This window comes from Enterobacter sp. J49 (assembly GCF_002148625.1).
Classification (GTDB): Bacteria; Pseudomonadota; Gammaproteobacteria; order Enterobacterales; family Enterobacteriaceae; genus Enterobacter; species Enterobacter ludwigii.
Map to the genome: position 1 here is coordinate 44,684 of NZ_MWPY01000015.1, position 22,554 is coordinate 67,237.

The window sequence follows — 22,554 nt, forward strand, 5'->3', positions numbered from 1 at the left end:
GATGCGATTTTAGTTCCAGGCGCCAAAACTGCGGCAAGGCTTGTCTGGTGCGGTTCTCCTTAATTTTATTGCACAAAACTCGTTCGAAAAATGTTAAATAATCGGTATACGGAACTTTTTTTTTCATATGCCTGACGGACTTCACACTTGTAAGTTTTCAGCTACGTTGTAGACTTTACATCGCCAGGGGTGCTCGGCCTAAGCCGAAGATATCGGTAGATTTATATTTGACCACGCCCCCCGGTGAAGGATTTAACCGTGAATCTCTATTGAGACCTTCATGGCGAATTTTGGATGATAACGAGGCGCAAAAAATGAAAAAGACAGCTATCGCGATTGCAGTGGCACTGGCTGGCTTCGCTACCGTAGCGCAGGCCGCTCCGAAAGATAATACCTGGTATGCAGGTGGTAAACTGGGCTGGTCTCAGTTCCATGACACCGGCTGGTACAACAGCAGCCTGAACAACGATGGCCCTACTCACGAGAGCCAGCTTGGTGCAGGTGCGTTCGGTGGCTATCAGGTTAACCCGTATGTTGGTTTTGAAATGGGTTACGACTGGTTAGGTCGTATGCCATACAAAGGCGACAACGTAAACGGCGCTTTTAAAGCTCAGGGCGTACAGCTGACCGCTAAACTGGGTTACCCAGTAACTGACGATCTGGACGTGTACACTCGTCTGGGCGGCATGGTATGGCGCGCTGACTCCAGCAACAGCATCGCTGGCGACGACCATGACACCGGTGTTTCCCCAGTATTCGCTGGTGGCGTTGAGTGGGCTATGACCCGTGATATCGCTACCCGTCTGGAATACCAGTGGGTTAACAACATCGGCGACGGCAACACCGTTGGTGTTCGTCCGGACAACGGCATGCTGAGCGTAGGTGTTTCCTACCGTTTCGGCCAGCAGGAAGATGCAGCGCCAATCGTTGCTCCAGCGCCGGCTCCAGCTCCAGAAGTACAGACCAAGCACTTCACTCTGAAGTCTGACGTTCTGTTCAACTTCAACAAAGCTACCCTGAAACCAGAAGGTCAGCAGGCACTGGATCAGCTGTACACCCAGCTGAGCAACCTGGATCCTAAAGACGGTTCTGTAGTGGTTCTGGGCTTCACCGACCGTATCGGTTCTGACGCTTACAACCAGAAACTGTCTGAGAAACGTGCTCAGTCTGTTGTTGATTACCTGATCTCTAAAGGTATCCCAGCTAACAAGATCTCCCCACGTGGTATGGGCGAAGCTAACCCAGTTACTGGCAACACCTGTGACAACGTTAAAGCTCGCGCTGCACTGATCGACTGCCTGGCTCCAGATCGTCGCGTAGAGATCGAAGTTAAAGGCATCAAAGACGTTGTAACTCAGCCAGCGGCATAAGTTATCGTCTTATAAAAAAACCCCGCACTGCGGGGTTTTTTATTATCTGAATCTGAAGAAAACAAAAATCTATTTCTTACCCAACAGAGCCTGAAGATCATTCTTCAGCGTCGACATCTGGTTGGCGTACTTCTCTTTATGCTCGGCATCTTCAATCAACTGCACTATCGTTTCTGACAGAGTTTTCCCACGCCGTTGCGCAAGCCCTGCCAGACGCTGCCAGACCATAAACTCCAGGTCGATGGATTTTTTGCGAGTATGCTGATGCTCCGCATTAAAATGCCGCTTGCGACGCGCACGAATAGTTTGCTTCATCCGGTTTAACAACGCAGGATTAATGTGTTTCTCAATCCAGCCGTTAACTTGTACCGGTTCATTTTCGAGGGTCAGCAAAATATCCACGGCTTCTTGCGCTGCGCTGGCTTCGATGTAGCAGGTGATCAGCTCCCCTTCACGGTGCTTTTTGACCAGGTACTTCCATTTCCAGCCGCTTTCGAGATTTTCCAGTTGTTGATATTTCATTGCGATCTCAGTGTTACCACGTAACTCTGTTCAGAATATCAGTTTTTTGGCAATCTGCTGAAAAGAAATCATATCCTGTGAGTGAATGCAGCCAATCACCCTGCCGAAATGCCCAATCCTGCTTGGGTAGAGCCCCCCGCTTACGGTATACTCCACGCTTTTACATCTAACTAAAAAACATCAACTTTGACCATTACGAAACTTGCATGGCGTGACCTCGTTCCGGATACCGAGAGCTATCAGGAACTGTTTGCACGACCCGATCTCGCAAAAGAACACGAATTCATCCTTAGCGATACGCAACCCCGTTTGCATTATGCGCTGGAGCAGGTGTTAAGCCCCTGGGCAACATCACCCTTCATGATGCTCAAGGCCCCGGAAGAAGCGGAATATCTGACGCTTCTGGGTGATGCCATGCGCCAGTTGCGACCGCAAGCGAACGCCGTCTTTGGCGGCCAATATCGTATCGCGGGACATGATGTCACATTCGAACCGGCAGAGCAGCCCGACGACCGCTTTGCTGCCAGGGGTGAAGTGATTACCGCTAACTGGGTCGAGGCTGAACAACTCTTTGGTTGTCTGCGCCAGTTTAACGGTGAGCTCTCGCTGCAACCTGGGCTGGTGCACCGCGCGAATGGCGGCGTACTGATCATCTCGTTGCGCACCCTCCTCTCACAACCTCTGCTGTGGATGCGCCTGAAAACGGTGGTTAGCCAGCAGCGTTTTGACTGGGTTGGCTACGACGAGTCTCGTCCCCTGCCCGTCTCAGTTCCTTCAATGCCGTTGTCGCTGACCGTGGTGCTGACGGGTGATCGTGAATCGCTGGCTGACTTCCAGGAGATGGAGCCCGAACTGGCTGAGCAGGCGGTCTACAGCGAATACGAAGATAACATCCAGATTACCGATGCCGATGATATGGCACAGTGGTGCCAGTGGGTGTTGAGCGTTGCGGAACGTTTCGCACTGCCAACGCCGGCCGCCGACGCCTGGCCTGGTTTGATCCGCGAAGCGGTTCGCTATACCGGTGACCAGGAGACGCTGCCGCTCTGCCCGCTCTGGATCGGCAAGCAGTTACGTGAAGTGGGTGTCGTCAGCGATAACGGCGTATTCACCGGTGAGCAGCTTACCCAGATGCTGGCGCAGCGTGAGTGGCGTGAAGGCTATCTTGCTGACCGTATGCAGGATGAAATTCTGCTGGAACAAATTCTGGTTGAGACCGAAGGCGAACGTATCGGGCAGATCAATGCCCTGTCGGTGATTGAATTCCCCGGCCACCCGCGCGCTTTCGGGGAGCCTTCCCGTATCAGCTGCGTTGTGCATGTCGGTGACGGTGAGTTCACTGATATCGAACGCAAAGCCGAGTTGGGCGGCAACATTCACGCTAAAGGCATGATGATCATGCAGGCGTTCCTGATGTCAGAGCTGCAGCTTGAGCAGCAAATCCCCTTCTCCGCCTCGCTGACGTTTGAGCAATCATACAGTGAAGTCGACGGTGATAGCGCCTCTATGGCTGAGCTGTGCGCCTTAATCAGCGCCCTGGCAGAAGTGCCAGTTAATCAGAACATCGCGATCACCGGCTCGGTCGATCAGTTTGGTCGTGCGCAGCCAGTGGGTGGTCTGAACGAAAAGATTGAAGGCTTCTTCTCGATTTGTCAGCAGCGTGGGTTAAACGGCAAACAGGGGGTGATTATTCCTGCCCCTAACGCGCGCCATTTGAGCCTCAGCCAGGACATTCTGGATGCCGTGGAACAGGAACAATTCACCATCTGGGCCATCGAAGGCATTGATGATGCACTACCCTTACTGACAAACCTGGTATGGGACGGCGAAGGGCAAACAACCCTGATGCAGACTATCCAGGAGCGCATTGCTCAGGCGACGCAGCAGGATGCTCGTCATCGTTATCCCTGGCCGTTACGCTGGTTAGGCTGGTTTAGTTCAAACTGATCGGACTTGTTCAGCGTACACGTGTTAGCTATCCTGCGTCCTTCACTAAAATAAGGCTTACTGAGAACATGGTAGATAAACGCGAATCCTATACAAAAGAAGACCTTCTTGCCTCTGGTCGCGGTGAACTGTTTGGCGCTAACGGCCCACAGTTACCGGCCCCGAACATGCTGATGATGGACCGTGTCGTGAAAATGACCGAAACCGGCGGCAACTTCGATAAGGGTTACGTAGAAGCAGAACTCGATATCAATCCGGACCTGTGGTTCTTCGGTTGCCACTTTATTGGCGATCCGGTAATGCCTGGGTGTCTGGGTCTGGATGCAATGTGGCAGCTGGTTGGCTTCTATCTGGGCTGGCTGGGTGGTGAAGGTAAAGGCCGTGCGCTGGGTGTGGGCGAAGTGAAATTCACCGGACAGGTTCTGCCTACTGCGAAGAAAGTGACCTATCGTATTCACTTCAAACGCATCGTTAACCGCCGCCTGATTATGGGCCTGGCAGATGGCGAAGTGCTGGTAGACGGTCGTCAGATTTATACCGCAAACGACCTGAAAGTGGGTCTGTTCCAGGACACTTCCGCGTTCTGATTTCGCGTTGAGCGACCCCATAAAGGCGAAACCTCCGCAGTGCGGAGGTTTCTTTTTTTGAAAGAGACGTTATCAGGCTATGAGTGCCCTGTCGCCGATGGCTTCTCGCCAGCCTCCAAGCCATTGTGACCTTTGATTTATCGTCTGATAAGGACACATTTCTTTAGATCGTCCAGCGATGCCGGCCTGATAACCACGTTGATGAGCCCGTTCCAGGCGATCTCGTTTCTGTCTCTTCATGCCTCGTTTCCCTCATTCTTTTGTCTGGTGGAAAGAAAACAGTGTCTGCACAAACTTGAGCAGGCACAGATAACGAATACCCCGAATTAGTCGCAGCGTCAATGTTCAAAATTCATACGGGTGTCATATTTGTGAGCTACCTGGAAGATCATTTGTACAAAAATTGTGACCCGGCACAAGTAACGGTCTGAAGTGAAACTGAAAAAAAAACCGCAATCAGCAACAGGCCGACTGCGGTTTTTACCGATGAATTTTACTTATGGCAGCCGGGAAATCTCCCTGGCGATGCTGGCCGACTCTTGCGCCCACCCCTGGGCCAGCACTTTCACCATTTCATCGTAGCCATCTTTCTGCTGTTTCAGCTCAAGATGGAAAGGCCGCTTAATCATCTGGCCCTGATGGTTCAGCAACCACTCTCCGCTAATCACCACCGCACCGTCATAACGGCCATGGAAACCCGTAACCGTGACGTTCAGCGTATCCTGGTCGTTACCCAGCGGCTGCGACGCGACAACCCAACCCGGAAGCTGGCTGCCCAAATTGGCCACCAGCGTGTTGCGCAGCTGCTGATCCAGCGGGCTGGCCCACAGGTTGTTTGTCGCAATCACGTATTTTACGTCGCTGGTCTGGTAGACCACGCCGTTGCCTGCCAGATAATCCGGCACGGCAACCTGCTCAACCCACAGCAGACGGTTTCCCTGACTGGCGGTACTTTGTACCCCGTTTTGCGCTGCAAGAGGCAACTGATAGTAGCTCTTGTTCTCCACGCCTGAACTGCACGCCGTTAACAGCAGAGCGCCAACCATTAATAGCCATTTATTCATTCTTTTGCCCTCTTAGGCTCAGGATCCTTTTTATCTTTCGCTTCGAACACCAGCGCGTTGCTCTTCTCATTGAGCGTTTTCAGAACCGGCTGCAGTTCACGCAAGACCTGATCAAGACGTTGCATATCTGCCACCATCTTGTTGTACGCCGCCGAGCCAGGCTGGAAGCCCTGCATACTGCGGTTAAGCTCACGCAGCGTTTTCTGCATATCCTGCGGCAGCTGCTGCATACTCTGGCTTGCGGTGATCTTGTTGATGTTATCCAGCGTGGTTTGCAGGCGACGCATCGTTGCCTGACTTTCGCTGAGCGAACTGGTCGCGGCTTCAATCATCGGATTCAGTGGCAGATTGTTAATCTTATCCAGTGTCTCCATCAGACGCTGCTGGATCTGTGCCAGGCCGCTGCTCACCGTCGGGATGATCTTATAACCACCGAACTCCCGGATACCGGTAATCGGCGGGGCTTTTGGATAGAAGTCCATATCCACATACAGCGCACCGGTCACCAGGTTGCCCGTCTTCAGCGACCCACGCAGACCCCGGTTCATCAGTTCTGTAATATGCGTACCAATATCCTGATTCTCGCCAATCTGGTTGAGCAGACGTTCCGGCTCAATGCGAATCAGCACCGGAATGCGGTAATCGTCATCCAGTACCTGCTGCAGACCCGGTACAAAGAACGGAACTTGCCCCACCGTACCCAGGCGAATGCCGCGGAATTCGACAGGCGCGCCCGGCTGAAGGCCACGGACGGAATCTTTAAAGAACATCAGGAAGTCGATGTGATCGGTATAGAGTGCGTCCTGAATGCTGCGTTGATCGTCAAAGAGCCTGAACGCCGTTTTCTCTGCAACCGGCTGTCCCAAATCTTGCCCTTCCGGCACATCAAAGCTTACACCGCCACCAAACAGCGTGGTCAGGGAGCCCATCTCCACGCGCATTCCCGCTGACGTCAGATCAACCGCGATCCCGCTGTCCTTCCAGAAACGGACGTTGCTGGTGACCAGCCGATCGTTTGGCGCGTTGATGAACAGCTGATAGCTGATGGTGCGCTTTTGCGGATCAAAGGTACTTGTTTCAACCGATCCCACGCGATAACCGCGGAACAGCACGGGATCGCCCGCCGTTAACTGGCCCGCTTTTTTACTGTCCAGGATCACGCGGATGCCTTTCGCATCTGGCGGCGCAAGCGGTGGTGAGTCAAGCAGCTGGTATTGCGCCGGCTGGCTTCCTTTTTTACCCGGCTGCAGTTCAATGTAGGCACCGGAGAGCAGCGTACCTAAGCCGCTGATCCCTTCACGTCCTACCTGCGGCTTGACCACCCAGAAAGCTGAATCACCGTGCAGCAGTTTTTCCATGCCCGCGTTCAGGCGTGCCTTGATTTCCACATGGGTTAAATCGTCGGTCAGGGTTGCGCTTTCAACCACGCCCACATCGACGCTACGGCTTTTGATGGTCGTTTTACCGCCCTCAATCCCCTCGGCATTGGTGGTGATGAGCGTCACTTCCGGTCCCTGATGGCTGTAATGATAAAACAGGATCCATGCACCGATCAGCGCGGTCACGATGGGGAAAATCCACACCGGCGACCAGTTTTTGACCTTCTGCACTTTCGCCTCTCCACTCTTATTTTCCATGCTCTTACTGTTCCTCATGGCTTGATTCAGGCTCACGATCCCACGATAAACGAGGGTCGAAGGTCATGGCCGCGAACATGGTCATAATAACGACCAGCGCAAACATTAATGCCCCCATCGCGGGATAAATACTCATCAATCCGCCCATCCGCACCAGTGCAGAGAGAACGGCAATAACAAACACATCAATCATTGACCAGCGTCCAACAAACTCGACGACTTCATAAATCAGGTGCATGCGTTCGCTGTCGCGTTTGCCATGGCCTTTCGCATCCCAGCAGAGCCAGGCAATAGCGATCATTTTTAACGTGGGTACCATAATACTGGCAATAAAGATCACCCCCGCAACGGGATAGGAGCCTTCACCCCACAGCAGTATTACCCCGGCAAGGATTGTCGAGGGCATTTTGTCACCGAGCAAATCGGTGATCATAATCGGCAGGATATTGGCCGGCAGGTACAACATGATGGAAGTCACCAGCAGCGCCATTGTCCACTGCAGGCTATTTTTACGTCGCACATATCCTTTTGTTTCGCAACGCGGGCACACATCCAGTTCGGCTGGCAGCACAGCGGTGCAGCATGGGCAAGAACGAAGCCCCTGGCGGATGCCTGGCACCCCCACCTTTACCGTCTGCACCAGCCTCGGTGCCGGCGCGATATCGTCCCACGCCCAACGTCTGTCCACACACTGGAAGGCGCGCAGTTGCAGCACGCAATACAGACACCAGGGTACAAAGCTGCTGCCGATACCCACATCGCCATACGCCATCAGTTTGACGAAACTGACCAGGATACCTGCCAGAAAGATTTCGGCCATGCCCCAGCTTTTTAACTGGAACAGGATACGCGCGAGCCAGATTTTAAGTGCGAGGGGCATCGCGACGCGGTTCACCAGCAACAGAATGACGACCAGACAAAAAGCCGGGACGATCTGTACGAACAGGAGGAAAAAGGTGCCGAGGCTGGCATAGTCTTCCGAGAACATAACCCCCGGAATTTCAAGCAAATCGACCTGGCTGGTCATCCCTCCCACCTTCATATAAATGAAGGGGAAGAGATTGGAAAGCAGCAGCATGAACAACGCCGCCAGCGCATAAGCAGTGGGACGCTGCCTTGGTGCGTCCCACTCGGTTGTCAACGTCGTACCGCAACGGGGACACAGGGCTTTATGTCCGTGACCAAGCTCTGGCAACGCCACGAGCATATCGCATTGAGAGCATAATATATGCCTGTCGGCATGGTGCTGGTCACACATATTGTATCCCTGTTTATGCGCCGTTCTTCAGAGACTCAAGGTACTCCCAGCGCTCAAATGCTTCTTCCAGGGCTTTTTCAGCCGCGGACAGTTCTGCCAGTACTTTTTGAGTATAGTCATGCGATTGGGTAAAGAATGACGCATCAGCGACCTGCGCCTGCAGATCTTCAAGTGCGGCTTCCAGCTCTTCAAGACGCTGAGGGAGTCCTTCCAGTTCGCGCTGCAGGTTATAGCTTAGTTTAACCGAGGTTTTCTTGACAGTTTCTGCTTTTGTTACAGCAGGTTCGGAACTGGTTCTGGATTTAGCCTGTTTTAGCGCCTGAGACTGCGACTGCTGTCCTTTCGCATCGTGATAGCCGCCCACATACTGTCCGATTCGCCCTTCACCTTCGAAGATCCAGCACTCGGTCACGGTGTTATCGACGAACTGACGGTCGTGGCTTACCAGCATCACGGTTCCCTGATAGCCGTCGATCAGCTCTTCCAGCAGTTCGAGCGTTTCCACGTCCAGGTCGTTTGTTGGTTCATCGAGGATCAGCAGGTTACTTGGCTTCAGGAACAGACGTGCCAGCAGCAGACGATTTCGCTCACCGCCTGACAACGCGCGTACCGGCGTCAGCGCACGTTTCGGATGGAACAGGAAGTCCTGCAGGTAGCCCAGCACATGGCGCGGCTTACCGTTAACCATCACCTCTTGTTTACCTTCCGCCAGGTTATCCATCACCGTTCTGTCCGGATCCAGCTCCGCACGGTGCTGGTCGAAGTAAGCCACTTCGAGCTTAGTCCCGCAGTGAATGCGGCCGCTGTCAGGCTTCAGCTGATCCAGCATCAGCTTCAACAGCGTGGTTTTACCGCAGCCATTCGGCCCGATCAGCGCGATTTTATCCCCACGCTGAACCTGTGCGGAGAAGTCTTTCACCAGCACTTTGCCATCAACCTGATAGTTGACGTTTTCCATTTCGAAGACAATTTTGCCGGAACGGGAGGCCTCTTCAACCTGCATTCTGGCGCTGCCCATCACTTCGCGGCGCTCGCTGCGTTCACGACGCATCGCTTTCAGCGCGCGAACGCGGCCTTCGTTACGGGTACGACGGGCTTTGATGCCCTGACGGATCCAGACCTCTTCCTGCGCCAGCTTGCGGTCGAATTCAGCGTTCTGCAACTCTTCCACACGCAGGTTTTCTTCTTTCTCCAGCAGATAGGTATCGTAATCGCCAGGGTAGGTCACCAGCTTGCCGCGATCGAGATCGACAATACGCGTGGCCATATTGCGGATAAACGAACGGTCGTGGGAGATGAAGATAATGGTCCCGTTGAAGGTTTTGAGGAACCCTTCCAGCCAGTCTATCGCTTCGATATCCAGGTGGTTCGTCGGTTCATCCAGCAGCAGCACTTTCGGCCCGCTGACCAGCGCGCGGCCAAGCGCAGCCTTACGCAGCCAGCCGCCAGAAAGCGCCGACAGCTCCATGTCCGGTTCCAGTCCGAGCTGCGCCAGCACTTCATTGATGCGGTTTTCGAGCTGCCACAGACCGTGGTGATCGAGCATCTCCTGCACTTTCGCCAGTTCGTTAAGATTCTTGTCGCTCGGGTCGGTCATCACCAGGTGTGAAATCTCGTGATAACGCTTCAGGTATTCAGCCTGCTCAGAGATACCTTCGGCAACAAAATCGTAAACGCTGCCGGTCACGTGACGCGGCGGATCCTGCTGCAGGCGAGAGACGATAAGATCCTGCTCGTAAACAATACGCCCGTCGTCCAGGCCCTGTTCGCGGTTGAGGATTTTCATCAGCGTGGATTTACCCGCGCCATTACGGCCGACCAGACAGACGCGCTCGTTGTCCTCGATATGCAGTTCTGCATTGTCGAGAAGCGGCGAGTCGCTGAAAGAGAGCCACGCGCCGTGCATACTAATTAAAGACATGTATTATTCCTTTCAGACCGCGGAGATCAACCAGCAGTTATGGATCTGACGATTACGGGCAAAGTCCTGGGACAGCGTTTTTTGGCTAATTTCTTGTGCTTTCAGTCCCAGAGCAGCCAGCCCCTCATGATCCATGCGGAAGCCGCGTTTGTTATTCGAGAACATAATGGTACCGCCCTTACGCAGCAGGCGTTTCAGGTCGGTCATCAGGCGCAGGTGATCGCGTTGAACGTCAAAGCTATCTTCCATACGCTTGGAGTTAGAGAACGTTGGGGGATCGATGAAGATCAGATCAAATTGTTCGTCCGTTTCGCGTAGCCAGCCCAGCACGTCAGCCTGCATCAGACGATGCTGACGACCGGTGAGACCGTTCAGGCGCAGGTTACGTTCTGCCCATTCCAGGTAAGTACGGGACATATCCACCGTGGTGGTACTGCGCGCGCCGCCAAGGCCAGCATGCACGCTGGCGCTGCCGGTATAGGAGAACAGGTTCAGGAAGTCTTTACCCTTGCTCATCTGGCCCAGCATGCGGCGGGCGATACGGTGGTCAAGGAACAGACCGGTATCCAGATAATCGGTCAGGTTAACCCACAGGCGCGCGTTGTATTCGCCCACCTCGATAAAGTCACCCTTCTCACCCATTTTCTGATACTGATTTTTCCCTTTCTGACGCTCACGGGTTTTCAGCACCAGTTTGTTAGGCGCAATGCCCAGCACCGAAATTGTTGCCGCAATCACGTCCAGCATACGCTGACGCGCTTTTTGTGCATCAATCGTTTTTGGCGGCGCATATTCCTGCACCACAACCCAGTCAGCGTAACGGTCAACCGCCACGTTGTACTCCGGCAGATCGGCATCATACAGGCGATAACATTCGATACCTTCCTGTTTCGCCCATTTTTCGAATTTCTTCAGATTCTTACGCAGGCGGTTAGCGTAATCTTCCGCCACACCCGATGGTTTACTGTCCGCCGCTTTCTCGGCCAGATGGTAGTTTTTCTGCACGCAGTCCAGCGGGCCGTTTTTCGCCTTAAACTGGCGTTCGGCACGCAGTTGCAGACAGCTCAGCAGTTCTGGCGAGGCGCTAAACAGCGACAGGTTCCAGCCGCCAAAGTCATTTTTCATATTACGGCCCAGCAGGCTGTGCAGGGCAATCAGCGCCGGTTCGCTATCAAGACGCTCGCCGTAAGGCGGGTTGCTGATAACGGTACCGTATGGGCCTTTTGGCAGCGGATTGGTCAGGTTCGCCACGTCTTTCACTTCGAAGGTGACCAGCTCGCCGATACCGGCACGGCGGGCGTTGCTGCACGCACGCTCAATGACGCGTGAGTCGCTGTCAGAGCCGTAGAAATGGGAGGTGTACTCCGCCAGACCTTTACGTGCACGGATCTGCGCTTCGTCTTTGACTTCTTTCCACAGCGCCTCATCGTGCTGCGCCCAGCCACTGAAGCCCCAATGGCCGCGGTGCAGGCCCGGTGCGCGGTCGGTGGCCAGCATAGCGGCCTCAATCAGCAGCGTACCGGAGCCACACATCGGGTCGAGCAGCGGTGTGCCTGGCTGCCAGCCGGAACGCATCACGATGGCGGCGGCGAGAGTCTCTTTGATGGGCGCCATACCGGTACGATCGCGATAACCACGCAGGTGCAGACCCGCGCCGCTCAGATCCAGAGAGATACTGGCGGTGTCGCCGTTGAGCCAGACGTTGATCCGCAGATCGGGATTTTCACGATCGACGTTTGGGCGTTCCTTATTTTTACGCGTGAAGCAGTCCACAATGGCGTCTTTGACGCGCAGGGCACCGTACTGGCTGTTGCGGATCTCATCGTTCACGCCATTAAAGTGCACGGCAAAGGTGGCATTTGGGGAGAAGATCTCTGTCCAGTCGATCATCTGTACGCCGGTATAGAGGTCAAGGTCGCTGTAAACCTTGCACTCTTTCATCGGCAGCATGATGCGTGATGCCAGACGGCTCCACATCAGGCTCTGGTAAATAAGCCGTGTGTCGCCCTCAAAATGGACACCACCCTGAACCACCTGGCACTCTTGCGCGCCCAGGGTTTCCAGTTCAGTTTTTAACAGCTCTTCCAGCCCACGGGCCGTACTGGCAAACAGAGAATTCATATCGTCACTTTTACTCTTAGAAAATTGTCGCGCATTATAGCTAATATGGCGTGTATGTCATAAAGTTGAAGGCTTATTTTCATTCGAGGGGCTGTGCAGTGGCGACGTTATCCAGGCTTTTTATTCATCCGGTGAAATCCATGCGCGGGATCGGCGTTTCACACGCGCTGGCCGACATGAGCGGATTTGCCTTCGATCGTATCTTTATGGTCACCGAACCTGACGGTACGTTCATTACCGCACGCCAGTTCCCACAAATGGTTCGCTTTACCCCTTCCCCGCTTTATGACGGTTTGCATCTCACCGCGCCGGATGGCTCCAGCGTGGTGATCCGCTTTGCTGATTTTGCGCCTGTCGAAGCGCCAACGGAAGTGTGGGGCAATCATTTTACCGCGCGCATCGCCCCGGATGACATTAACCGCTGGCTGAGCGGCTTCTTCTCCCGGGATGTGCAGCTGCGCTGGGTCGGCCCGGCGCTGACGCGGCGCGTTAAGCGCCACGAGGCGGTCCCGCTCTCATTCGCGGACGGCTTCCCCTTCCTGCTGACTAACGACGCCTCCCTGCGCGACCTGCAGCGTCGCTGTAAAGCCAGCGTCCAGATGGAGCAGTTTCGTCCCAACCTGGTTGTTACAGGCGCTGACGCCTGGGAAGAGGATACCTGGAAGGTGATCCGTATAGGCAGCGTGGTATTTGATGTCGTGAAGCCTTGCAGCCGCTGTATCTTTACCACCGTCAGTCCCGAAAAAGGCCAGAAACACCCTTCCGGCGAGCCGTTAAAAACCCTGCAGTCATTCCGCACAGCGCAGGACAATGGCGATGTTGATTTCGGCCAGAACCTCATTCCGCGCTCAAGCGGCGTCATCCGCGTGGGCGACGAAGTCGAAATTCTCGCCCGTGGACCCGCAAGAGTGTATGGCGCAGGTCAGGAAGAAGAGTTCGTCGACGTTGAGACGCCAGCCAGCTCGCCCGTAGACATTCACTGGCAGGGCACCGTTATCCGCGGCAACAATCAGCAGGTTTTACTTGAACAGCTGGAACAAGCGGGGATCCGCGTACCTTACTCCTGCCGGGCAGGCATCTGTGGGTGCTGTCGAATCAAGCTGGTCGAAGGGGAAGTCAGCGCGCTGAAAAAATCCGCGATTGGCGATGATGGTACAATTCTGTGCTGCAGCTGTATTCCGAAAACGTCGGTACAGCTGGAAGCTTAAACGGCCTGCTCGAGGCTGAAAGCGTCTACGCGTTGCTGCGGTTTCAGCCTGTCATTCATTACCTTAATGGCATCCCCCAGTTGCATCGTCCGCCCGGCAATGGTCACTCCGGGCTGGGCCAGCAGACAGAGTGCGGCATTTTCGCCAGGCTCAACCACCAGCAGGCTCACCTCTTCAGCGGTATCGCTCAGGTTTACGCTCGCCGCATCGCCGGTGGCGGGGGTCCAGTTCATGCTGTGCGGTAAAAAATGCCAGCTTTTCGGCATTTGCGGTTTCAGGAATCGAATAGCCACTAACGCGTTTAATACCAGTTCGGCACGCTGCTCTTTAGAAAGCACCAGGTCGCGGCATTTTTCTTCAAAGGAGAAATAAAGCGCAGCGTCGTCAACACAAAAGCCTGACGGGGAGAAGGCGTCCGGGGTTAACATTCGGCGAGCAAAACGGGAACGAAACAACATACCATTGGCTAAATCGAGCATCATGCGATCATGCTCGTCACAAAAATACCAGCGCCAGTTATCGTCAGGTTTAATTCGCATGTTTCTCTCCCGTCCCCAAACTTCCTGTACTAAAAATGTCCTGTTTGCCGCTTCGTTTATAACACCATTAATAAAAGACTATAATGACTAAATAAGCAACAATGACGGAATATAAAACAACCAGGGCTGGAAATAAAGCCCTGGTTGTCTGATAAAGAGAAAAGATTAGATATGAGTAACGATTTCTTTAATCAGCTGCGGTCCTTTAAAAATAAAACCGGAATAGATTTGCACCAGTGAGGCACCCGCCGCCATCTTCTCGCGAGCCGCAATCACGGAGTCGATACCACCGACGCCAATAATCGGCAGTCGTCCTTTTAATTCTGCTGACAGGGCACGAATAATTTCTGTGCTTTTTAATTGTACCGGACGTCCACTTAACCCACCCGCTTCGTCACAGTTTTTCATTCCCTGAACGAGCGAGCGATCGAGTGTGGTATTGGTCGCAATCACCCCGTCAATATTATGGCGAACTAAACTGTCGGCAACCTGGATCAATTCTTCAGCAGAAAGATCCGGTGCGATCTTAACCGCGACCGGAACATATTTATGGTGGATCGCCTGGAGCTCATTTTGTTTATTTTTAATGGCACTCAGAAGATCGTCCAGTGCTTCGCCATATTGTAAAGAGCGCAGACCCGGGGTATTTGGTGAGGAAATATTCACCGCAATATACCCCGCGTAGGCATAGACTTTTTCCATGCAAATCAGATAGTCATCTTTACCCTGCTCTACCGGCGTGTCTTTATTTTTGCCAATATTGATGCCTAATACACCATCAAAATGGGCTTTTTTTACGTTCTCAACAAGGTGATCAACGCCGAGGTTATTAAAGCCCATGCGGTTGATCAGCCCTTCGGCTTCGACCAGGCGGAACAGACGCGGCTTATCATTACCTGGCTGCGGACGAGGCGTGACGGTACCGATTTCGATGGAGCCAAAGCCCATCGCGCCCAGGGCATCAATGCACTCACCATTTTTACCCAGACCCGCCGCGAGACCCAGCGGATTTTTAAAGGTCAGGCCCATGCATTGCACAGGTTTTTCCGGCACGTTTTGACGCACTAGTGCGGCCAGCGGCGTTCCGGTAATACGACGTAACTGCTGGAATGTAAATTCATGAGCGCGCTCAGGGTCGAGCTGGAAAAGGGCTTTACGAACGAAGGGGTAGTACATGAACTCTCCTGGATTCCCGGTGTGCAAACCGGGAGGGGATTATGTGCGATCCGGCCCGGAAAGGGAATTGACCTGTGGCAAAAAAAACACCGTTAGACGCAATCGTTTACCTCGCAGCCCCGTTCTTATGCGCTTTTTCGCATTTTAATTGCAGATAAATCATTTAGTGGAATAACCGGGCAGTGTCACACTCCTGAAAATTGTTATGAATGTTAGATAAAAGCAAACAATTAGTTATAAGGAGCATGCATGCGCGTCATAACCCTGGCCGGAAGTCCACGATTCCCCTCTCGCTCCAGCGCACTGCTGGAATATGCCCGTGAAAAGCTCAATGCTCTGGATGTGGAAGTATGCCACTGGAATCTGCATAACTTCGACCCCGAGGATCTGCTCTACGCCCGTTTTGACAGTCCGGCGCTGCAAACGCTGACTGAACAGCTTAAAGGGGCTGATGGCTTAATCGTGGCGACGCCTATCTATAAAGCTTCGTTTTCCGGGGCCCTGAAAACCCTGCTCGATCTGCTGCCTGAACGTGCGCTGGACGGCAAAGTGGTTCTGCCACTGGCAACGGGCGGCACGGTGGCACATTTACTGGCGGTGGATTATGCCCTCAAGCCGGTACTCAATGCGCTAAAAGCGCAGGAGATCCTCCACGGCGTCTTTGCCGACGACTCGCAGATTATCGATTATCAACACAAGCCTCACTTCACGCCGAATCTGCAAACCCGCCTCGACAGCGCCCTGGAAACCTTCTGGCATGCCCTGCACCGCAGAGATATCCACGCCCCGGCGTTTAAACAATCACAGGGAGTCGCTCATGTTTAAAAGATTAACCCGTCTCGGACTGGCCGGGCTGTTAGCGCTCACCTCGCTGGCCCACGCGGCAGAGACGGCGCCTGAACATTTACGCATCGGCTATCAGAAAGGCAGCGTCAGTATGGTGCTGGCTAAAAGCCATCAGCTTCTGGAAAAACGCTTCCCGAAGACCACATTCTCCTGGATTGAGTTCCCTGCTGGCCCGCAAATGCTGGAAGCCCTGAATGTCGGAAGCATCGACCTCGGCAGCACCGGGGATATTCCGCCAATATTCGCGCAGGCGGCGGGGGCCGACCTGGTTTATGTCGGCGTTGAGCCGGCCAAGCCGAAGGCTGAGGTCATTCTGGTCCCTGAAAATAGCACCATTAAGACGGTCGCCGATCTCAAAGGCCACAAGGTTGCATTCCAGAAAGGCTCAAGCTCGCATAACCTGCTGCTGCGGGCCCTGCAGGAGGCGGGGCTTAAATTCACCGACATTCAACCCGTCTATTTGACGCCGGCTGATGCTCGCGCCGCTTTCCAGCAGGGCAATGTCGACGCGTGGGCTATCTGGGATCCCTACTACTCCGCAGCTTTACTGCAGGGTGGCGTGCGGGTATTAAAAGATGGCACCACGCTGAAACAAACCGGCTCGTTCTACCTCGCCGCGCGCCCGTATGCGGAAAAGAATGGCGCTTTTATTCAGGATGTTCTTAACACCTTTACTCAGGCGGATGCGCTAACGCAAAGCCAACGTCAGGAAAGCATTACCCTGCTGGCGAAAACCATGGGCTTACCTGAGCCGGTGATCGCGAGCTATCTCGATCACCGTCCACAGACCACCATTACCCCGGTGGACGCACACGTCGCTGCGCTGCAGCAGCAAACCGCAGATCTCTTCTATCAAAATCGCCTTGTTCCAAAACAGGTGAATATTCGCGAACGCATCTGGCAACCCGCAGGCAAAGAAGGAACCAAATCATGAGTCTGAATCTTTTCTGGTTTTTACCCACCCACGGTGATGGACACTATCTTGGCACAGAAGAGGGTTCACGCCCGGTTGACCACGGCTATCTGCAGCAGATTGCGCAGGCAGCCGACCGAATCGGTTTTACCGGCGTACTGATCCCCACCGGACGCTCGTGCGAGGATGCGTGGCTGGTAGCCGCATCGATGATCCCCGTGACCCAACGCCTGAAATTCCTCGTGGCACTGCGCCCGAGCGTGGTCTCCCCGACCGTCGCGGCGCGCCAGGCGGCAACGCTCGACCGGCTCTCTAACGGCCGGGCCCTGTTTAACCTGGTCACCGGAAGCGATCCGCAGGAGCTGGCGGGTGACGGCGTGTTCCTCGATCACACCGAACGCTATGAAGCGTCCGCCGAGTTCACCCGCGTCTGGCGACGTCTGCTGGAGGGGGAAACCGTCACCTTCGAAGGTAAACATATTCACGTTCGCGACGCCAGGCTCTACTTCCCGCCGGTGCAGCAGCCGCGCCCTCCTCTTTACTTCGGCGGCTCATCAGATGTGGCGCAGGATCTGGCGGCTGAACAGGTTGATCTCTACCTCACCTGGGGTGAGCCGCCCGAGCTGGTCAAAGAGAAAATTGCCCAGGTGCGCGCCAAAGCGGCAGCGCATGGTCGCAAGGTGCGCTTTGGTATTCGCCTGCATGTGATTGTGCGTGAAACCAATGAAGAAGCCTGGCAGGCGGCCGACCGGCTGATCGCGCATCTGGATGATGAGACTATCGCTAAAGCTCAGGCGGCGTTTGCGAAAACCGACTCCGTCGGCCAGCACAGAATGGCGTCATTGCACAACGGTAAGCGCGAGAATCTGGAGATCAGCCCGAACCTGTGGGCGGGCGTCGGTCTGGTACGCGGCGGTGCGGGTACCGCGCTGGTCGGCGACGGTCCAACTGTGGCTGCGCGGATCAATGAATACGCGGACCTGGGTATCGACAGTTTTATCCTCTCCGGTTATCCGCACCTGGAAGAGGCCTACAAAGTGGGCGAGCTGTTATTCCCGCATCTGGATGTCGCCATCCCGGACGTACCGCAGCCCCGCCAGCTCCAGCTTCAGGGCGAAGCCGTGGCTAACGAGTTTATCCCGCGAAGAGCCGCACAAAGCTAAGGAGTTGCCATGAATGCCCCCTCACAAAAATGGTTGCTACGTGCCGCCCCATGGTTTTTACCCGTTGGCATTGTGCTTGTCTGGCAACTGGCATCCTCTGCCGGCTGGCTGTCGAGCCGTATTCTGCCCTCTCCGGAGGGCGTAATAGAGGCATTCTGGTCGCTGAGCGTCAGCGGCGAACTCTGGCAGCATCTGGCCATCAGCTCATGGCGTGCGGTAATTGGTTTTTCGATTGGCGGAAGCATCGGCCTGGTACTGGGTCTGATCAGCGGGCTTTCTCGCTGGGGCGAGCGGCTGCTCGATACCTCCATTCAGATGCTGCGTAATGTGCCGCATCTGGCGCTGATCCCGCTGGTCATTTTGTGGTTTGGTATTGATGAGAGCGCCAAAATTTTTCTCGTCGCGCTGGGCACGCTGTTCCCGATTTACATTAATACCTGGCACGGGATCCGCAACATCGATCGCGGACTGGTCGAAATGGCCCGCAGTTACGGCCTGTCCGGTTTTGCCCTCTTTATGCATGTGATCCTGCCGGGCGCCCTGCCCTCCATAATGGTCGGCGTGCGCTTTGCGCTCGGCCTGATGTGGCTGACGCTGATTGTGGCAGAGACCATCTCTGCAAACTCAGGGATTGGCTATCTGGCGATGAACGCCCGCGAATTCCTGCAAACGGACGTGGTGGTGGTGGCCATTATCCTCTATGCCCTGCTCGGCAAACTTGCCGACGTCAGTGCCCAGTGGCTGGAACGCAGCTGGCTGCGCTGGAATCCAGCCTATATTTCACAGGAGGCTAAAGCATGAATACTGCCCGACTGACTCAGGGTACACCGCTGCTCCTTAACGGTGTCACGAAGCGCTATGGCGAAAACACGATTCTCAACGCGCTGGATCTGCATATTCCTGCCGGACAATTTGTCGCCATTGTGGGCCGCAGTGGCGGCGGCAAGAGTACGTTGTTACGCCTTTTAGCCGGGCTGGAATCCCCCAACGGCGGCGAAATTCTGGCAGGCGCGACACCGCTGGCCACTATTCAGGACGATACCCGCATGATGTTTCAGGACGCGCGCCTGCTGCCCTGGAAAACGGTGATTGATAATGTCGGACTGGGCCTCAACGGCAACTGGCGGGATGAAGCCCGCCAGGCGCTGGCCGCCGTAGGGCTGGAAAACCGTGCGGGTGAATGGCCTGCTGCGCTCTCCGGCGGGCAGAAGCAGCGCGTGGCGCTGGCGCGAGCGCTGATACATCGTCCGGGCTTGCTGCTGCTGGATGAGCCACTCGGCGCGCTCGACGCCCTGACGCGAATCGAAATGCAGGACCTGATTGCCGCGCTCTGGCAAAAGCATGGCTTTACGGTACTTCTGGTGACGCACGACGTGAGCGAAGCCGTCGCGATGGCAGACCGCGTGCTGCTAATAGAAGAAGGGAAAATCGGTCTTGATGTCACGGTCGATATTGCGCGTCCGCGCCGCGTAGGGTCGGCAAGACTGGCAGAGCTGGAGGCGGAAGTGCTGAATCGGGTGATGAAGCGCGGGGTCAGCGAGCGAGCGTTAATGACGGCTCACGGCTGACATCCTCCCTCTCCCACCGGGAGAGGGAGGATGGGTCTTTCGATCAGGCCAGTGCCTTAGCGATCTTCTCGTACAGATCGCCAGACAGGTTTTCCAGCCCTTTCAGTTGCTCAAGCGCAGCACGCATTTTCGCCTGGCGCTGTGCATCATAGCGTTTCAGACGGATCAGCGGCTCAATCAGGCGTGACGCCACCTGTGGGTTACGGCTGTTCAGCTCGGTCAACATTTCCACCATAAACTGATAACCGCTGCCATCTTCCGCATGGAACGCCGCCGGGTTGCTGCTGGCAAACGCGCCAATCAGGGAACGCACGCGGTTTGGGTTGCTCATGGTGAAGGAGCGATGCTTCAGCAGACTGCGTACATTGCTGAGGGCATCGGCCGCCGGGCTGGTGGCCTGCAGGATGAACCACTTGTCCATCACCAGACCATCCTGATGCCACTTGTCATCGTACTCCTGCATCAGCGCATCACGGCACGGCAGTTCGGCGGCAACACTTGCAGCCAGGGCTGCCAGCGCGTCGGTCATGTTGTCTGCTTCGTGATACTGCTTGCTCACCAGCGTGTTTGCCAGCTCGCGCTCACCAAAGGCCAGATAACGCAGGCAGGTGTTACGCAGGGAACGTTTACCGATGTCAGCATGTTCCACACGATAAGCGTCAAGCTTATTGGCGTTGTAGATTGCGAGGAATTCGTCTGCAAGCTCGTTCGCCAGCGTACGGGTCAGCGCTTCACGCACCGCCACAATGGCAATCGGATCGATGATGTCGAACAGTTCGGCGATTTCGCCTGCGGATGGCAACGTCAGAATTTCAGCCGCCAGCGCCGGGTCAATCTTCTCATCCAGCAGGACTGCGCGGAATGCATCCGCAACGTGAACCGGCAGCGACAGCGGCTGGCCCTGCTGATGACGATTAACGTTCAGCCTGATGTAGGTCGCCAGCAGGCTTTGCGCCGCATCCCAGCGTGAGAAGTCATTGCGCGCATGGCGCATCAGGAACGTCAGTTGCTGGTCGCTCCACTTATATTCCAGTTTCACGGGCGCAGAGAATTCACACAGCAGCGCGGGAACCGGCTGGAAATAGACGTTATCAAAGATAAAGGTCTGTTCCGCCTGGGTCACGTTCAGAACGTGGTGGACCGGATGGCCGCCCTTCTGCAGCGGGATCACATTACCCTCGTTGTCATACAGTTCAATACTGAACGGAATGTGCAGCGGGTGTTTTTCTTCCTGCTCTGCCGTTGGCGGTGTGCGCTGGCTGATGGTCAGGGTGTACTGCTCGGTTTCCGGGTTGTAGTCGTCTTTGACGGTGACAATCGGCGTCCCGGCCTGGCTGTACCAGCGGCGGAAATGGGAAAGATCGACATTAGACGCATCCTCCATCGCTTGCACAAAATCGTCGCAGGTGGCTGCGCTGCCGTCATGACGCTCGAAGTAGAGCTGCATCCCTTTCTGGAAGTTCTCTTCACCCAGCAGGGTATGGATCATACGGATAATTTCCGCCCCTTTTTCGTACACCGTCAGGGTGTAGAAGTTATTCATCTCGATGACTTTATCGGGACGGATAGGGTGTGCCATTGGGCTGGCATCTTCCGCAAACTGCAGGCCACGCATGGTGCGCACGTTGTTAATGCGGTTCACCGCACGGGAACCCAGATCGGAACTGAACTCCTGGTCACGGAAGACGGTCAGGCCCTCTTTCAGGCTCAGCTGGAACCAGTCACGGCAGGTGACGCGGTTTCCGGTCCAGTTATGGAAATACTCGTGTCCGATGACGCGTTCAATATCCAGGTAATCTTTATCGGTCGCGGTATCGGTACGTGCCAGCACGTATTTGGAGTTAAAGACGTTAAGACCTTTATTCTCCATCGCGCCCATGTTGAAGAAGTCGACAGCAACGATCATATAGATGTCGAGGTCATACTCGAGGCCAAAGCGCTCTTCATCCCACTTCATGGAGTTGATAAGCGAGGTCATCGCCCATGGCGCGCGGTCCAGGTTGCCGCGGTCGACGAACAACTCCAGCGCGACGTCGCGGCCTGAACGGGTTTTGAACGTATCACGCAGCACGTCGAAATCACCCGCCACCAGCGCAAACAGGTAACACGGTTTCGGAAACGGATCCTGCCACTGTACCCAGTGGCGACCGTTTTCCAGCTCGCCTTCACCTACGCGGTTGCCGTTGGAAAGCAGGAACGGATAGAGGGTTTTATCGGCGATGATTTTCGTTGTAAAGCGTGCCAGCACGTCCGGGCGGTCAAGATACCAGGTAATGTGGCGGAAACCTTCGGCCTCACACTGGGTGCACAGGGCCACGCCAGACTGGTAAAGCCCTTCCAGCGCCGTGTTGGCAGCCGGGCTGATTTCATTCACGATGCGCAGCGTAAAGCGTTCCGGCAGGTTGTCGATAACCAGCTGGTTGCCTTCTATTTTATAGTCAGACCATGCTTGATCATTGATTTGCACGGAGACCAGCGTCAGGTCTTCACCATCCAGACGCAGCGGCACAGCCGTCGCGCTCTGGCGCGTGAGCTGGCTTACCGCCGTGACAACGGTTTTAGTGGCATCCAGGTCAAAAGTCAGATCGATATCGCTAATCAGGTAATCCGGCGCACGGTAGTCGTGGCGGTATTTGGCTTGTGGCTGTTGTGTCATAGAAAACCTTATGCATCGTTTGTCGAATAACGAATCCAGTCTATTCCTGTTGTGTAAA

At 54.9% G+C, this 22,554-nt stretch carries 19 protein-coding genes; 9 read left to right on the plus strand and 10 right to left on the minus strand.

The features are described 5' to 3' along the window. The first annotated feature begins 314 nt into the window (after window positions 1-314). Window positions 315-1,370, plus strand: coding sequence for a porin OmpA (ompA, locus tag BJP35_RS01580; protein ID WP_020884794.1), 1,056 nt, complete (start codon window positions 315-317; stop codon window positions 1,368-1,370). Between the two features lie 69 nt (window positions 1,371-1,439). Here the strand turns inward: ompA and matP are convergent, their stop codons facing one another. Then, the gene (gene matP / locus BJP35_RS01585) at window positions 1,440-1,892 is read right to left on the minus strand and encodes a macrodomain Ter protein MatP (protein ID WP_014169429.1); all 453 of its coding nucleotides are present in this window, start codon (window positions 1,890-1,892) and stop codon (window positions 1,440-1,442) included. A 186-nt stretch (window positions 1,893-2,078) separates the two neighbouring features. Between matP and BJP35_RS01590 the strand changes: the two genes are divergently transcribed. Further along, window positions 2,079-3,839, plus strand: a complete 1,761-nt coding sequence (locus tag BJP35_RS01590) for a Lon protease family protein (RefSeq protein ID WP_047742500.1) — start codon at window positions 2,079-2,081, stop codon at window positions 3,837-3,839. A 68-nt stretch (window positions 3,840-3,907) separates the two neighbouring features. Further along, the gene (gene fabA, locus BJP35_RS01595) at window positions 3,908-4,426 is read left to right on the plus strand and encodes a bifunctional 3-hydroxydecanoyl-ACP dehydratase/trans-2-decenoyl-ACP isomerase (protein ID WP_014169427.1); all 519 of its coding nucleotides are present in this window, start codon (window positions 3,908-3,910) and stop codon (window positions 4,424-4,426) included. A 72-nt stretch (window positions 4,427-4,498) separates the two neighbouring features. On the opposite strand, the gene rmf is transcribed toward fabA, so the two are convergent. The 6 genes from rmf to rlmKL all read right to left on the minus strand — a co-directional run bounded on the left by rmf (window position 4,499) and on the right by rlmKL (window position 12,427). Then, window positions 4,499-4,666, minus strand: coding sequence for a ribosome modulation factor (rmf, locus tag BJP35_RS01600; protein ID WP_013097261.1), 168 nt, complete (start codon window positions 4,664-4,666; stop codon window positions 4,499-4,501). A gap of 257 nt (window positions 4,667-4,923) precedes the next feature. Further along, entirely contained in the window at window positions 4,924-5,490 is a 567-nt protein-coding gene (gene pqiC, locus BJP35_RS01610; protein WP_025204538.1) for a membrane integrity-associated transporter subunit PqiC, read from the minus strand. Next, window positions 5,487-7,127, minus strand: a complete 1,641-nt coding sequence (gene pqiB / locus BJP35_RS01615; protein WP_020884796.1) for an intermembrane transport protein PqiB — start codon at window positions 7,125-7,127, stop codon at window positions 5,487-5,489. The genes pqiC and pqiB overlap by 4 nt, the downstream gene beginning before the upstream one ends. Before the next feature lie 4 nt (window positions 7,128-7,131). Then, window positions 7,132-8,385 (minus strand): membrane integrity-associated transporter subunit PqiA, encoded by a 1,254-nt coding sequence (gene pqiA, locus BJP35_RS01620; protein ID WP_047742497.1) that lies wholly within the window; start codon window positions 8,383-8,385, stop codon window positions 7,132-7,134. Window positions 8,386-8,398: 13 nt separating this feature from the next. Beyond that, complete coding sequence (locus BJP35_RS01625) at window positions 8,399-10,306, minus strand: ABC transporter ATP-binding protein (protein ID WP_014169423.1); 1,908 nt, start codon at window positions 10,304-10,306, stop codon at window positions 8,399-8,401. Window positions 10,307-10,318: 12 nt separating this feature from the next. Next, complete coding sequence (gene rlmKL, locus BJP35_RS01630; protein WP_047742495.1) at window positions 10,319-12,427, minus strand: bifunctional 23S rRNA (guanine(2069)-N(7))-methyltransferase RlmK/23S rRNA (guanine(2445)-N(2))-methyltransferase RlmL; 2,109 nt, start codon at window positions 12,425-12,427, stop codon at window positions 10,319-10,321. A gap of 98 nt (window positions 12,428-12,525) precedes the next feature. On the opposite strand from rlmKL, the gene BJP35_RS01635 reads away from it, so the two are divergent. Beyond that, a complete protein-coding gene (locus BJP35_RS01635) occupies window positions 12,526-13,635 on the plus strand; it encodes a YcbX family protein (RefSeq protein WP_025204540.1) in 1,110 nt (369 codons plus the stop codon). Here BJP35_RS01635 and zapC read toward each other — a convergent pair. Both zapC and pyrD read right to left on the minus strand, forming a co-directional pair. Then, window positions 13,632-14,174, minus strand: a complete 543-nt coding sequence (gene zapC, locus BJP35_RS01640; protein WP_025204541.1) for a cell division protein ZapC — start codon at window positions 14,172-14,174, stop codon at window positions 13,632-13,634. The genes BJP35_RS01635 and zapC overlap by 4 nt on opposite strands. A gap of 165 nt (window positions 14,175-14,339) precedes the next feature. Next, the gene (pyrD, locus tag BJP35_RS01645) at window positions 14,340-15,350 is read right to left on the minus strand and encodes a quinone-dependent dihydroorotate dehydrogenase (RefSeq protein ID WP_086462868.1); all 1,011 of its coding nucleotides are present in this window, start codon (window positions 15,348-15,350) and stop codon (window positions 14,340-14,342) included. Window positions 15,351-15,599: 249 nt separating this feature from the next. Between pyrD and ssuE the strand changes: the two genes are divergently transcribed. The 5 genes from ssuE to ssuB are packed head-to-tail and all read left to right on the plus strand — an operon-like array spanning window position 15,600 to window position 19,840. Beyond that, window positions 15,600-16,175 carry an NADPH-dependent FMN reductase gene (ssuE, locus tag BJP35_RS01650; RefSeq protein ID WP_047742492.1) on the plus strand — a complete coding sequence of 192 codons (576 nt, stop codon included), beginning with the start codon at window positions 15,600-15,602 and terminating at the stop codon, window positions 16,173-16,175. After that, window positions 16,168-17,130, plus strand: a complete 963-nt coding sequence (locus BJP35_RS01655; RefSeq protein WP_020884802.1) for a sulfonate ABC transporter substrate-binding protein — start codon at window positions 16,168-16,170, stop codon at window positions 17,128-17,130. Before ssuE ends, BJP35_RS01655 begins: the two co-directional genes overlap by 8 nt. After that, window positions 17,127-18,272 carry an FMNH2-dependent alkanesulfonate monooxygenase gene (ssuD, locus tag BJP35_RS01660; RefSeq protein ID WP_014169416.1) on the plus strand — a complete coding sequence of 382 codons (1,146 nt, stop codon included), beginning with the start codon at window positions 17,127-17,129 and terminating at the stop codon, window positions 18,270-18,272. The genes BJP35_RS01655 and ssuD overlap by 4 nt, the downstream gene beginning before the upstream one ends. A gap of 9 nt (window positions 18,273-18,281) precedes the next feature. Then, complete coding sequence (ssuC, locus tag BJP35_RS01665; protein WP_020884803.1) at window positions 18,282-19,073, plus strand: aliphatic sulfonate ABC transporter permease SsuC; 792 nt, start codon at window positions 18,282-18,284, stop codon at window positions 19,071-19,073. Further along, a complete protein-coding gene (gene ssuB, locus BJP35_RS01670) occupies window positions 19,070-19,840 on the plus strand; it encodes an aliphatic sulfonates ABC transporter ATP-binding protein (protein WP_025204544.1) in 771 nt (256 codons plus the stop codon). Before ssuC ends, ssuB begins: the two co-directional genes overlap by 4 nt. Window positions 19,841-19,883: 43 nt before the next feature. Here ssuB and pepN read toward each other — a convergent pair whose 3' ends face one another. Further along, window positions 19,884-22,496 carry an aminopeptidase N gene (pepN, locus tag BJP35_RS01675; protein ID WP_047742489.1) on the minus strand — a complete coding sequence of 871 codons (2,613 nt, stop codon included), beginning with the start codon at window positions 22,494-22,496 and terminating at the stop codon, window positions 19,884-19,886. Between the last annotated feature and the right edge of the window lie 58 nt (window positions 22,497-22,554).

Excerpts from the sequence above, each read along its gene's own strand:
- BJP35_RS01625 (WP_014169423.1), bottom strand. The coding sequence starts at position 10,306 with ATGTCTTTAATTAGTATGCACGGCGCGTGGCTCTCTTTCAGCGACTCG.
- pqiA (WP_047742497.1), bottom strand. The coding sequence starts at position 8,385 with ATGTGTGACCAGCACCATGCCGACAGGCATATATTATGCTCTCAATGC.
- pepN (WP_047742489.1), bottom strand. The coding sequence starts at position 22,496 with ATGACACAACAGCCACAAGCCAAATACCGCCACGACTACCGTGCGCCG.
- pqiC (WP_025204538.1), bottom strand. The coding sequence starts at position 5,490 with ATGAATAAATGGCTATTAATGGTTGGCGCTCTGCTGTTAACGGCGTGC.
- rmf (WP_013097261.1), bottom strand. The coding sequence starts at position 4,666 with ATGAAGAGACAGAAACGAGATCGCCTGGAACGGGCTCATCAACGTGGT.
- BJP35_RS01655 (WP_020884802.1), top strand. The coding sequence starts at position 16,168 with ATGTTTAAAAGATTAACCCGTCTCGGACTGGCCGGGCTGTTAGCGCTC.
- ssuD (WP_014169416.1), top strand. The coding sequence starts at position 17,127 with ATGAGTCTGAATCTTTTCTGGTTTTTACCCACCCACGGTGATGGACAC.
- ssuE (WP_047742492.1), top strand. The coding sequence starts at position 15,600 with ATGCGCGTCATAACCCTGGCCGGAAGTCCACGATTCCCCTCTCGCTCC.
- matP (WP_014169429.1), bottom strand. The coding sequence starts at position 1,892 with ATGAAATATCAACAACTGGAAAATCTCGAAAGCGGCTGGAAATGGAAG.
- pqiB (WP_020884796.1), bottom strand. The coding sequence starts at position 7,127 with ATGGAAAATAAGAGTGGAGAGGCGAAAGTGCAGAAGGTCAAAAACTGG.
- rlmKL (WP_047742495.1), bottom strand. The coding sequence starts at position 12,427 with ATGAATTCTCTGTTTGCCAGTACGGCCCGTGGGCTGGAAGAGCTGTTA.
- ompA (WP_020884794.1), top strand. The coding sequence starts at position 315 with ATGAAAAAGACAGCTATCGCGATTGCAGTGGCACTGGCTGGCTTCGCT.
- ssuB (WP_025204544.1), top strand. The coding sequence starts at position 19,070 with ATGAATACTGCCCGACTGACTCAGGGTACACCGCTGCTCCTTAACGGT.
- zapC (WP_025204541.1), bottom strand. The coding sequence starts at position 14,174 with ATGCGAATTAAACCTGACGATAACTGGCGCTGGTATTTTTGTGACGAG.
- fabA (WP_014169427.1), top strand. The coding sequence starts at position 3,908 with ATGGTAGATAAACGCGAATCCTATACAAAAGAAGACCTTCTTGCCTCT.
- pyrD (WP_086462868.1), bottom strand. The coding sequence starts at position 15,350 with ATGTACTACCCCTTCGTTCGTAAAGCCCTTTTCCAGCTCGACCCTGAG.
- ssuC (WP_020884803.1), top strand. The coding sequence starts at position 18,282 with ATGAATGCCCCCTCACAAAAATGGTTGCTACGTGCCGCCCCATGGTTT.